Annotated in this window: 12 protein-coding genes; 6 read left to right on the top strand and 6 right to left on the bottom strand. The window is 40.8% G+C overall.

Annotated features, from left to right (window positions below):
- Positions 1–44: 44 nt before the first annotated feature.
- A complete protein-coding gene (locus DYH63_RS10705) occupies positions 45–974 on the bottom strand; it encodes an aspartate carbamoyltransferase catalytic subunit (protein ID WP_116788798.1) in 930 nt (309 codons plus the stop codon).
- A 30-nt stretch (positions 975–1004) separates the two neighbouring features.
- Entirely contained in the window at positions 1005–1538 is a 534-nt protein-coding gene (gene pyrR / locus DYH63_RS10710; RefSeq protein ID WP_116788799.1) for a bifunctional pyr operon transcriptional regulator/uracil phosphoribosyltransferase PyrR, read from the bottom strand.
- 122 nt (positions 1539–1660) lie between these two features.
- Between pyrR and DYH63_RS10715 the strand changes: the two genes are divergently transcribed.
- Both DYH63_RS10715 and DYH63_RS10720 read left to right on the top strand, forming a co-directional pair.
- Positions 1661–4780, top strand: coding sequence for a T9SS type B sorting domain-containing protein (locus tag DYH63_RS10715; RefSeq protein ID WP_116788800.1), 3120 nt, complete (start codon positions 1661–1663; stop codon positions 4778–4780).
- Between the two features lie 84 nt (positions 4781–4864).
- Entirely contained in the window at positions 4865–5314 is a 450-nt protein-coding gene (locus DYH63_RS10720; RefSeq protein WP_116788801.1) for a PepSY-like domain-containing protein, read from the top strand.
- Between the two features lie 109 nt (positions 5315–5423).
- Here the strand turns inward: DYH63_RS10720 and DYH63_RS10725 are convergent, their stop codons facing one another.
- From DYH63_RS10725 to DYH63_RS10740, 4 genes are all read right to left on the bottom strand, one after another.
- Positions 5424–5672: a thermonuclease family protein gene (locus DYH63_RS10725; protein ID WP_116788802.1), complete on the bottom strand. Its 249-nt coding sequence runs from the start codon at positions 5670–5672 to the stop codon at positions 5424–5426.
- Positions 5669–6019: a thermonuclease family protein gene (locus DYH63_RS10730; RefSeq protein ID WP_116788803.1), complete on the bottom strand. Its 351-nt coding sequence runs from the start codon at positions 6017–6019 to the stop codon at positions 5669–5671. The genes DYH63_RS10725 and DYH63_RS10730 overlap by 4 nt, the downstream gene beginning before the upstream one ends.
- Positions 6020–6021: 2 nt before the next feature.
- The gene (locus DYH63_RS10735; RefSeq protein WP_116788804.1) at positions 6022–7197 is read right to left on the bottom strand and encodes a GlmU family protein; all 1176 of its coding nucleotides are present in this window, start codon (positions 7195–7197) and stop codon (positions 6022–6024) included.
- Between the two features lie 180 nt (positions 7198–7377).
- Positions 7378–7650, bottom strand: coding sequence for a type B 50S ribosomal protein L31 (locus DYH63_RS10740; RefSeq protein ID WP_116790806.1), 273 nt, complete (start codon positions 7648–7650; stop codon positions 7378–7380).
- Positions 7651–7886: 236 nt separating this feature from the next.
- Between DYH63_RS10740 and DYH63_RS10745 the strand changes: the two genes are divergently transcribed.
- Genes DYH63_RS10745 through DYH63_RS10760 form a run of 4 tightly spaced genes read left to right on the top strand, consistent with a single transcriptional unit; the run spans position 7887 to position 13000 of the window.
- Entirely contained in the window at positions 7887–8444 is a 558-nt protein-coding gene (locus DYH63_RS10745; RefSeq protein WP_116790807.1) for a DUF4199 domain-containing protein, read from the top strand.
- 3 nt (positions 8445–8447) lie between these two features.
- Positions 8448–9398 (top strand): glycosyltransferase family 2 protein, encoded by a 951-nt coding sequence (locus DYH63_RS10750; protein WP_116788805.1) that lies wholly within the window; start codon positions 8448–8450, stop codon positions 9396–9398.
- Between the two features lie 40 nt (positions 9399–9438).
- The gene (locus DYH63_RS10755) at positions 9439–11166 is read left to right on the top strand and encodes a phospho-sugar mutase (protein WP_116788806.1); all 1728 of its coding nucleotides are present in this window, start codon (positions 9439–9441) and stop codon (positions 11164–11166) included.
- Positions 11167–11170: 4 nt separating this feature from the next.
- Entirely contained in the window at positions 11171–13000 is a 1830-nt protein-coding gene (locus DYH63_RS10760; protein WP_116788807.1) for an ABC transporter ATP-binding protein, read from the top strand.
- The last annotated feature ends 34 nt before the right edge of the window (positions 13001–13034 follow it).

Consider the following 13034-nt stretch of genomic DNA (forward strand, 5'->3'; position numbering starts at 1 on the left):
TAACTACCCAGTAGCTAAGAGGCTTAGCTGCTAAGTAGCTCTTGTTACTGTTTAATTTTACTTGCCAATAAATAGATAACCGCCATCCTTACGGCTACTCCGTTCTCTACCTGGTCTAATATTACAGATTGTTGCGAATCTGCCACATCGCTGGTTATTTCTACCCCACGGTTTATTGGGCCGGGGTGCATAATAACAACTTCTTTATTTAACGAATCAAGAAATGCTTTGTCAACACCATACTGCTGTGCATATTCTCGCGTAGACGGAAAGTAGTTTACATCAAGCCTTTCGTTTTGTACACGCAGCATATTAGCTACATCTGCCCATTCTAAAGCCTTGCGCAGGTTAGGTTCTACCGTTACACCCAACGATTCAATATAGCGTGGTATAAGCGTTTTAGGGCCGCAAACCTTAACTTCGGCACCCTGCATTTGCAGGGCAAATATGTTACTAAGTGCTACGCGGCTGTGCAGCACATCGCCTACTATTACTATTTTTTTACCTTCTACGCCACCAAGCCTTTCGCGAATGGTAAACGAATCGAGCAATGCCTGCGTAGGGTGCTCATGGGCACCATCACCGGCATTTACAATGCTTGCATTTACGTTATTGGCTAAAAAGTGTGCAGCACCCGGTTTTTCATGGCGCATTACCACCATATCTACCTTCATGCTCAGTATGTTATTTACGGTATCTATAAGTGTTTCGCCTTTTTTAACAGACGATTGCGCTGCGCTAAAGCTTATAACATCGGCACTCAGCCTTTTTTGCGCGAGCTCAAAAGACAGGCGCGTGCGGGTACTGTTTTCAAAAAAAATGTTTGCAATGGTAATATCCCGCAGTGAAGGCACTTTTTTAATGGGGCGGTTTATTACCTCTTTAAACTGGTCTGCCGTTTCAAAAATAAGGTCGATATCATTTTTAGTGATATACTTTATGCCTAATAAATGATTAACGCTTAGTTCTTTCATTTCAGGGTGTATGTTGTGTTGTTGCGTGTTCTATAAAATGTAAACGGAATCTTCTCCCTCGTTTTCCTGCCATGATACCCTTACCTTTTCATCGTTAATGGCATCTACCTGTCGGCCACGATAATCTGGCTGTATAGGCAGGTGGCGGCTAAAGCGGCGGTCTATAAGCACCATAAGCTCTATCTCGCTGGGGCGGCCGAATGATTGTATGGCAGTAAGCGCGGCCCTGATGCTGCGGCCGGTATACAGCACATCATCAACAAAAACCACTTTTTTGTTTTCTACAATAAAATCTATTTCTGTTTTATTAGCCTCCAGCGGCTTATCGCCACGGCGAAAATCGTCCCGAAAAAACGTAATGTCAAGATTACCCAGTTTTACCTCGGGTACATCGTATTCTTTTTCAAGTATCTCTTTAATGCGGCGTGCCACAAAACCGCCCCTTGGCTGTATGCCAATAAGTACGGTATTCGAAAAATCGAGGTGTTTTTCAATCAGCTGACAGGCCAAACGGTGCAGGATGATATTGACTTCGCGCGATGTAAGCAATATTTTATGGCTCATAATGCGGTATTGTGTTTGGAGTGTAAAGTTAAGGGATATTATTTAAGCACAAAATATTATCAATAGCTCTTTTATTAAATGCGCAATAATTATACTTTTACACCTGAAAACCAACACCTTTAATGAAAAAATTACTTACAACCATTATACTTTTGTGCGGGCTGTTCTTAAATGCACAGGAAATATGCGACAACGGCATAGATGACGATGGCGACGGACTAGTTGATGTTAACGACCCGGATTGTCCCTGCCAGTCAGGTACATCAATATCATCCCTGATACCGAATGGTTCTTTTGAAAATTATTCGCAATGTCCTGACAGCTATTCTCAACTGAATTATTGTAACGGATGGGTACAGGCTACTGCACCAACCACAGACTATTTTAATACCTGCGGGTTTTTAGTAAACAGCATTAACGATGCAGCGCTGCTTCCTTTTCCTGACGGCCAGGGTTGTACAGGTGCTATTTTTCAGACTGGTTATAGAGAATACCTGGGCAGTTGCCTGCCACAACCCTTAGTAAGCGGCACCGATTATCATCTTTCATTTTATGTAGCCTCGACCAGTAATGATAACTATGGTGATATCTGTGGCAATAATGTTATTAAGCACGGCCCGGTAGAACTTACACTTTATGGAAGGAATACCTGCCCGCAATTTCCTCTTGATGTCTGGCAAAATCCTAACATGCATGATGCAGCCTGGAAGGTATTAGGTAAAGTATATTATGACCCTAAAAGTAAATGGCAAAACGTAACTATTAGTTTTAAACCTGAAGAAAATGTAAATGCGATTATACTGGGTGCTCCGGAATTTTTGGACGAATCTTACCAGGATGTATGTGTTCCTTATTTCTTCTTTGATAAGCTTGTACTGAATGAGGCGTTCCTGTTTGGCGCCCATATTACACAAACAGGAAATTATTGCGACAACACTATGCAGTTACACGCAGTATTAGATGCACAGGTTATAGGTAATGTGCAGTACCAATGGTATAAAGATGGCATAGCACTGCTTAACGAAACCAACGCTTTTTTAAACATTGCGGCAGTTACCGGAAATTATGCCTCTTACAAGGTTAAAGTAAACATTGACACTAATTGCTACATAAGCACGCCCTATATGGTTTCTCAAACTATATTACCACCTGTGGCGCAGCGTATAAACCCTGATTGTATTAACGATGGTACAATTACAATTACAAGTCCTGCTGCTTACTACAGCTTTGATGACGGGCTTACATGGGTAACAAATCCTGTAAAAACAGGCCTGAGGCCGGGATTTCATCTTTTAAGGATAAAAACAACTGCCGGATGTATATCTGATGCTACTGGCATATACTTATCACGGCCGGTATTATCGGCACAGCCTAATTATATTTATAACCAGATAAGCTGTACTTCTCCCGGAAGTATTGTTATTACAACACCCGGCAGCCAGTATAGTTTTGATGATGGTGTAACATGGCAAAGCTCTAATACCCTAACCGCCCCGGTTCCTTTTGGCGTATATATGTTATGCGTTAAAGATAGCTCAGGATGCAGGAACGAAGCTATTCAGGTATATGCGTGGACAAATGCCAATCCTGCCGCAGAGCCACAGTTTAGTGTTGCGCAGCCCATTTCATGCACGACACCAAACGGAATTATTACTATTACTACACCCGCTGACGAATATAGTTTTGATAGTGGCACTACATGGAGTACCTCTAATACATCTGCCCCTTTGCCGCAGGGTATTTACAATTTATCTGTAAGAGGTACAGACAGGTGTATGTCATCAATATCTGTAGCTACAATAAATCCTCCGCCTAATGCTCCGGCTGCGCCCACAGCTGTAGTTACAGACCCTACCTGCAGCCTGGCTACTGGTGGCATAACAATTACAAGTACTGCTGCATCTTACAGTTTTGACAACGGTATAACCTGGACGCCTGTAAACAGTAAGTTTAATTTACCTCCGGGAGATTATTCTATAAAAGTAAAAAGCGCGCAGGACTGTATTTCTGCGGCTACACTTGTAACCATCAGCAGTCTTACCGGTACGCCGCCGCCGCCGTCATTTTCGGTAGTACAGCCCAATTGTTTTTCTCCTACAGGAATAATAACCATTACCACAACGGCACCACAATACAGTTTTGACAATGGCCTTACATGGGTAACTACAAATACATCTCCCCCCCTGGCCGTGGGTAGCTACAATATACTTATTAAAAATGCGGCAGGTTGCCCATCTTCATCCGTAGCAGTAAGCATAACTCCGGATATTGTTGCACCACCTGTAGTACAAGACATTACTTATTGCAAAGATGTTACGGCATCAGCATTAACCGCCAACGGAAGCAACCTGCTATGGTATGACCAGCCTACGGGTGGCGTGGGAATGTTAACTGCCCCAACGCCACAAACAACAATACCCGGCATTTATAAATTTTATGTAACATCTACTACTAATTGCGAAAGCGCCCGGGCGGTAATTAATGTTACTGTTATTGATGTACTGCTTCCGCCCGTGGTTGATGATATAAGCTATTGCCAGGATAGCGCCACCCTGCCTTTAACCGCAATAGGGACTAATTTATTATGGTACACTAATGCCACTGGCGGCATGCCAAATACTACTGCTCCAACACCCTCATCTGCAATTTCTGGCACTTACATTTACTTTGTAAGTCAGTCTGCCTATGGTTGCGAAAGCAACAGGACACCGCTTGTTGTAACTATAATTGCAACTCCCGATATACCTGTAACAGAACAATATATTAGCCATAAACACAACACTACAGTATTGCCGCTAACAGCAGAGGGTACATCTTTAAAATGGTATGACAAAGATTTAAACCTTTTGCCAAACGCTCCCACCCCATCTACTAAAAAAATTGGCATTACTTACTATTATGTAAATCAAACTGTAGATGGTTGCGAAAGCGAACTGGTAAAAATAACGGTCGAAATAGTACACAATTATATTAAAATAACTTATCCACGATATTTTACTCCCAATGGCGACTCCCACAATGAGAAATGGAATATTAACCATCCTGAAAACGGTGTAAAAGCAACCGTTTTTATATTTGACCGTTATGGTAAAATCATCACACAGCTGTTTGCCCCCGGAAACGGATGGGATGGAACTCTAAATGGCAACCCGCTACCTGCAACAGATTATTGGTTTAAAGTAATTTATAGCGAATATGGAGAAGAAAAAACAATGTCATCGCATTTTAGCCTGATAAGATAAGCCACCAAAAAAAGTTTTAATTGTTCCTAAATGTTTCCAGTTTCGGGTTATAATCTTGTACTATAATTTTAAAACAAAGAAACTATGAAAGCAATATCCGGAACATTAAAAACATTAGCTGTAGCTGTATTATCTTTTAGCTGTTTTGCCTGCAATGCGCAAAAAAGAAACATTACAGTTAAAGAACTACCTGCAACGGCACAAAGTTTTATTAAAACAAATTTCCCTAATCAGGCTACGTCCTATATCATAGAAGATAAAGACCTTAAGGGTACAGAATATGAAGTGCGATTTACAGGTGGTGCCGAAGTAGAATTTGATGGGCAGGGCAACTGGAAGGAGATAGATGCTAATCATAGCCTTATGCCTGCCGGAGTACTGCCTAAAAATATTGCTGCTTATATAGTCCAGAATTATAAAGGCCAGCAAGTTGAGAAAATTGAGAAAAAACACCGGGGCTATAAAGTAGAATTTGTAAACGACCTGGAACTGGAGTTTGACGGCAACGGCAATTTTTTAAGGATAGACGACTAAGTTTATCATGCTTTTAAACATAAAGTCCCGCTAAGAAATGCTTAGCGGGACTTTATGTTTTTCTATATCCTGAAAGAGATTAGTAGCATAAACTGATACCAAATACTTATTACTTCTTTCGCCTGTTGCGGCGATACTCCCAGGGGGCAGTAGGATTTTTATCTGCCCATAGGCCAAGGTGCTGTTCGCGGGCACGGTTTTCGAATACACCTATCTGCTCATTGTTACTGTACTGCTTATAATGCCAGGCAAAACCTGCTTTTACAAGCTCTTCGTTTACATTAGTGCCATCCTGTGTGGTAATGGTACCCACTACCCTGCCATAACGGTCGCGACCGGTGCTGGTTACGGTAACTATTTTACCAAAGCAAAGGTCAGACGCATACTGTTTGGATTATTACCAAAAGCCTGAGATTTTTCAGGGCAGTCTATCTCCGCAAGCCTTACCCTTTCGGGTACGCTGTCACACAGTACTTCAAAAGTATCGCCATCTTTAATACCTGTTACTTTTCCGGTAAAGGTGGTAAGATTGCGCAATGGCGCCTTTTTCCTGCTTTTTTTAGAATGCCTTTGTTCATGCCCAGGTGCTTCGGGCTTTGCAGGCTCTGGAGTATCAAAACGATTATAATTGTATATCGCTATAAAAGCAATTAGAAACAGTGCCGTTACAATACCAAACTTAGGCTTATTCTTTCTGCGTGCCATAATTAAATATTACGCAGCTTTTCGGTTTGCTGGTACACTTCGGCAAGTATGGCTTCATCCTGCTCTGTAAATTCAACATTGCGTCGGCTCATAACAATGCGTGCTGTTTCAAATGCTTTTTTAACATCGTAGGTAGCCATTCCGGCTGCACCACCCCAAGAAAAGCTGGGTACAAAATTTCGGGGAAAGCCACTGCCAAAAATATTGGCGCAAACCCCTACAACTGTACCGGTATTAAACATGGTGTTAATGCCGCTCTTACTATGGTCGCCCATAATAAGGCCACAAAACTGAAGTCCGGTTTTTACAAAACTGCCCTTTTCATAGTTCCACAGCTTTACCTCTTCATAATTATTTTTAAGGTTAGAATTGTTAGTATCAGCACCAAGGTTGCACCATTCTCCAAGTACAGAGTTCCCTAAGAACCCATCATGCCCCTTGTTGCTGTAGCCAAATAATACCGAGTTGCTTACCTCGCCACCTATGCGGCATTCAGGGCCTACAGTAGTTGCACCATATACTTTAGTCGCCAGCTTTACCACCGCACCTTCGCACAATGCAAAGGGCCCGCGAATAACCGAAGCTTCCATGATCTCAGTATTTTTGCCTATGTATATAGGTCCTGTCGAAGCATTAAGGGTTACATACTCCAGCCTGGCACCTTCTTCAATAAAAATATTGTGCGGTGCTATAGTATTTACGCTTGCAGGTATGGGCTGCGATGTACGCCCTTCGGTAAGGAGCTCAAAGTCTTCGCGAATGGCTGCGTCATTCTTTTGAAAAATGTCCCAAACATACTCTATCTTAAGCACCTCTTCTTCATATTCTATAATGTCATACGCATCAAAGTCTACCTCTTCCTGCGTATCATTAGTATAAAAGGCTATAACTTCATCTCCGTTAAAAATAGCCTGGTTTTCCTCTAACGCCATAACCATTTCGGCAAGTACCTCATTAGGCAGGTAAGCACTGTTTATAAGCACGTTTTGCTCCATTTCTACCATTGGATATTTATCCATAAGGTATTCTTCGGTAACGGTTGTTGTAGTATAACCTAAATATTTTTCCCATTTCTCACGAATGGTAAGTATCCCCACGCGAATATCTGCCACAGGGCGTGTAAAGGTAAGTGGTAGCAAGGCGTTGCGCACAGGGCCGTCAAAGAGGATATAGTTCATTTTAGTCAGAAAATTGCAAAGTTAGAAAGTTCAAAGTTAGCAAAAAGGGACTTAGCTTCTAAGCTGCTTAGCCACTAAGTTTAAAAAAAGCCTAACAACCAAGGCATTCAGCAGCTAAGCTGCTTCCAAAAAAAAAGCCTCCCGTTTCCGGAAGGCTTCTGTATGTTTGTGGAGACTAAATTACTCTTCAGTAGTTTTAGTTTCTTTAGCAAATTTAGAGTATTTGTTTTTGAACTTGTCGATACGTCCTGCAGTATCAATAAGTTTAGATTTACCTGTATAGAAAGGGTGAGAAGTACGAGAGATCTCCATTTTCACTACCGGGTATTCAACACCTTCGTGAGTAATTGTTTCTTTAGTGTCTGCTGTAGATTTAGTGATAAAAACTTCGTCGTTAGACATGTCTTTAAAAGCAACTAATCTGTAATTTTCCGGGTGAATACCTTTTTTCATTTTGAGTAAATTTTTATTTTTTGCTGCAACTTGATCCGAAGCTTCCATTATAAGCGGAAGGTGTAAACGCATTGCAACTTTTGTTTATACTGTTTTTAAATCAGGCTGCAAAATTACAATTATTTTATTAATATCAAAATAAACATTATATATTTTTGCATGTGTAACACCGTACACATTTTTGCGACATATACAGCCATATATTGTATATTTGTCAATTAAAACAATCAATGACCATGAATGAAAATACTCCTGCAGTAAACACTGTATCTCCTGTAAAAGCAGCCCTTAACTATGGCGTTATATTTGGTGCTTTGCTTATTATTGAGTTTGTAACCATGTACCTGTTAGATATAAACCCACAGGAACAGGGCACTATAGCTGTTGTAAACGCATTAGTAAACTATATAGTATTACCGTTTACATTTATAATTCTTGCATGTAACACTTACAAAAAACTTAATGGCGGTTTTATTTCATACGGGCAGGCATTAAAAATAGGAGTTATTGTTACTGTTATTGCGTCTATTGTTTTAGGCATATTTAATATTATATTTAATCTTATATTACCGGAGATACAGGTAGAAATGATACAAAAGGCAAAAGAGAACATGGTAAAACAAAACCCTAACATGACCTCTGAACAATTAGAGGCAGGGCTACAGGTAGCTGAAGTTTTCATGAAGCCTTATGTTTTATTACCACTTTCTATTTTAATGTATGCATTTATAGGACTTATAAATTCGCTTATAATTGGCGCTATTGTTAAAAAAGAAAACCCGGGCGGATTTTAATCAATGAATTTATCTATAATTATCCCTCTTCTTAACGAAGAAGAATCGCTTCCTGAACTACACCGCTGGATTGTTAGCATAATGGTACAAAACCATTACAGCTATGAAATATTGTTTATAGACGACGGCAGTACAGACAATTCATGGAGCATTATACAAAAACTTGGTATAGCTGACCCTAATGTAAAAGGGATTCGTTTTATGCGGAATTATGGTAAAAGCCAGGCGCTGCACGCCGGTTTTGCCCGTGCACAGGGCGATGTTATTATTACCATGGATGCAGACCTGCAGGACAGCCCGGACGAAATACCCGGTTTGTTTAACATGGTTACGGCTGGTGGTTTTGATCTGGTTAGCGGCTGGAAAAAGAAACGCTACGATAACGTAGTGATGAAAAACCTGCCCAGCAAACTTTTTAACTGGGCGGCCAGAAAAACATCGGGCGTAGTGCTGCACGACTTTAACTGCGGGCTAAAGGCCTATAAAAATGTTGTAGTAAAAAACGTAGAAGTATCTGGCGAAATGCACCGCTATATACCTGTACTGGCTAAAAATGCCGGTTTTGGTAAAATTGGAGAAAAGATAGTAATACACCAGGCACGCAGGTATGGCAATTCTAAATTTGGCATGAACCGTTTTGTAAATGGCTTCTTAGACCTTATAACAATATGGTTTTTGTCGCGCTTTGGTAAACGCCCCATGCACTTTTTTGGTGCCATGGGTGTTGTAATGTTTTTAATAGGGTTGTTTTCGGCAACATATATTGGTTTTTTAAAGCTTTATAAGTTATACAACCATGAAAGAACTATACTGGTTACAGATAATCCGTGGTTCTTTATAGCATTGGCAACAATGATAATCGGCACACAACTTTTCCTTGCAGGCTTTTTAGGCGAAATAATTCTTCGTACAAAAAACAACGAAGACCGCTATAAAATCAGCGAAACTTTATAATTTTATTACCCGATCAATACGTTATAAAAAACTCACAATCATGGAAATTGAAAAAGCATTACTGGATAAGGCAAACGTTTGGTTAACTCCTGCCTTTGACAGCGAAACACAGGAAGCCGTCAAACAACTGATAGCTTCATCTCCTAACGAGCTGGAAGACAGCTTTTACCGCAACCTCGAATTTGGTACAGGCGGTATGCGCGGCATTATGGGCCCGGGCACTAACCGTATCAATAAATATACTCTGGGCAAAGCAACACAGGGGCTTTCAGATTACCTGAAAACATCGTTTCCGGGCAAGGATCTAAAAGTCGCCATTGCTTACGATTGCCGTAACAATAGCGACACACTGGCTAAAGTTGTAGCCGATGTATTTTCTGCAAATGGCATTAAGGTTTTTCTTTTTGAAGAACTACGTCCTACGCCAGAGCTTTCTTTTGCGGTAAAGCACCTTGACTGCCAGGCAGGTATTGTACTTACAGCATCGCACAACCCTCCTGAATACAACGGTTATAAAGTGTATTGGGAAGATGGCGGGCAATTAGTTCCACCTCAGGATAAAGCTGTTATTGATGTTATTGAAGCCTTAGAATACAGCGCCATTAAATTTGATGCTAACGAAAGCCTTATCGAATACATAGGCGAAGCTATTGATAAAGAATTTATAAAGTCATCTTTAATAAATGCGTCATTCAACACGCCGCAGGAAGCTAAAGATGCCCTTAAAATAGTTTACACACCACTTCATGGCACATCGGTTAAACTAATACCGGATCTTCTTGAAGATGCAGGGTATACTAATGTACACATCGTAACGGAGCAGGCAGTACCAAACGGAAACTTCCCTACGGTAAAATCGCCAAACCCGGAAGAGCCTGAAGCGCTTAGTATGGCTGTTGCACTTGCCGATGAGATTAATGCTGACATTGTTGTAGGTACAGACCCTGATGCTGACCGCCTTGGTGTAGCTGTTCGCAACGGTAATGGTATCATGACGCTACTTAACGGTAACCAGACCATGATACTAATGACCGAGTTTTTGCTTAGCGAGTGGCAGAAAAAAGGTAAGCTTGACGGCAAACAGTTCATTGGATCTACCATAGTTTCTACACCAATGATGCACGAACTTGCTTCGGCTTATGGTATAGAGTGTAAAGTGGGCCTTACAGGCTTTAAATGGATCGCTAAGATGATCGTTGATTTCCCTGAACAGGAATTCATTGGCGGTGGCGAAGAAAGTTTTGGCTATATGGTAGGCGATGCTGTACGCGATAAGGATGCGGTTACTTCTACGCTGCTGCTTAGCGAAATTGCTGCACAGGCTAAGGCTAATGCAAGCTCGTTATACCAGGAACTGCTTAAGCTGTATGTAAAATATGGTTTCTATAAAGAATACCTGATATCGCTTACTAAAAAAGGGCGTGACGGTGCTGCTGAAATTAAGCAGATGATGACAAACTGGCGCGAAAACCCGCTTAAAGAAATTAACGGACAGCGTGTAATTATGCTTGAAGACTATCAGGCATCTGTTGCAAAAAACCTGTTGAGCGGCGAAGAAGAACAATTAGACTTCCCTAAGAGCGATGTACTTATTTACTATCTTGAAGATGGTACTAAAATATGCGCCCGCCCCAGCGGTACAGAACCTAAGATCAAATTCTATTTCAGCGTGAATGATAAGCTGGATGATGTTGCAAACTTTAAGCGTGTTGAAGAAGCGCTTGACCAAAAAATCAAGAATATTGTAGAGGAACTTGACCTCAAATAATTAAATGAGTGATTATAAAAAAATAGCGCGCTTAGCACTGCCTTATAAAAAGTATATTATTTTAAATATATTTTTTAACGTGCTAAGCGCGTTTTTCAGCACCATATCGCTGATAGCTGTTATACCGGTACTAAAAGTAATTTTTGAAGACAACAAGGTTATACTTGAAAAACCTGTTTTTACAGGATGGGATTCTTTTACAAAATATCCTGAGCAATACCTTAACTATATACTTACCACGCAAATAAATGAGCATGGTACTTTTAATGTACTTATGTTCATTATAGGTATTATCATTACTATATTCCTGCTAAAAAATCTTACCAGTTATCTTGCGGTATACTTTATTACCTACCTGCGCAACGGCCTTATTAAAGATATCAGGGAAGCCATGTATGCTAAGATAGTAAGGCTGCCTGCTTCATACTATTCGGCTACAACAAAAGGCGATGTTATAGCAAGGCTTACCACAGATGTTAACGAGATAAGTAACTCTTTGCAAAACATCCTAGAAATGGTTGTTAAAGAGCCTTTAACAATTATTTTTACGTTAGGTACCATGCTGGTACTTAGTCCTAAGTTAACGCTGTTTGTATTTATATTTATTCCTCTTGCCGGATTTTTAGTTTCGCGCGTGGGCAAAAGCCTTAAAAAGAAATCGATGCTGCTGCAAAAGGAACAAGGCGAAGTACTGTCTGTATTGGAAGAAACCATAAGCGGGTTGAAGATCATTAAATCTTTTACGGCCGAAAATATTTTTAGTAAAAAATTCAACACCACCAGCGACAGGCTTTTTGAGCACAGTAATACCGTAGCAAACCGCCAGAATCTTGCATCGCCAATGAGCGAGTTTTTGGGTATTGTTATTATATCTGTACTGCTTATATATGGAGGTTATCTGGTATTTCAGGATAAAAGTATGGAAGCCGGATTCTTTTTAGGCTATATATTAATGGCATACAACATTCTTACCCCTGCTAAAGATATTTCTAAGGCCAGTTACGGTCTTAAACGCGGTACAGCATCTGCAGAGCGTATCGTTCAGATACTGGAAGCTGAAGTTTCTATAGATGATCATCTTAAAGCGGTAGAAAAAGAATCGTTTGATAGCGGTATAAGCATTGAGAACATAACCTTTGGGTATGACGAAAGCAAAAACGTACTGACCGATTTTTCACTCCACGTGCCAAAAGGCCAGACTGTAGCCCTTGTAGGCCAGTCAGGCTCAGGTAAAAGTACAGTAGCTAACCTGCTTACACGTTTTTATGATGTAAATAACGGTGCCATTAAAATTGATGGTGTAGACATAAAAGACATGAAACTGAATAACCTGCGCGGTATGACCGGTCTGGTAACTCAGGATAGTATACTCTTTAATGATACTGTAAAGAACAATATGCTTATAGGCCGCCCTACAGCAAGCGATGAAGAAATTATTGAAGCGCTTAAGGTAGCCAATGCCTATGAGTTTGTAGAAGGCCTGGAACACGGGATAGATACTAACATAGGCGATGGTGGCGGTAAACTATCCGGTGGGCAAAAACAACGCCTGAGCATTGCACGAGCGGTACTTAAAAACCCGCCGATAATGATACTCGACGAGGCTACCTCTGCACTGGACACCGAAAGCGAGCGCCTGGTACAGGAAGCACTGGACAACATGATGCAAAACCGCACATCTGTAGTGATAGCCCACAGGCTAAGTACCATACAAAAAGCCGATAAGATCGTAGTTATGAAACATGGCCGCATTGTAGAACAGGGCACTCATGACCAGCTTATTGCACTTCAGGGTACATACAACAGACTTGTAATGATGCAGTCTTTTGAATAGATTATCAGGATTTTATAATATTGGAATTTTGGGT

This window comes from Flavobacterium psychrotrophum, from assembly GCF_003403075.1.
GTDB classification, from domain to species: Bacteria; Bacteroidota; Bacteroidia; order Flavobacteriales; family Flavobacteriaceae; genus Flavobacterium; species Flavobacterium psychrotrophum.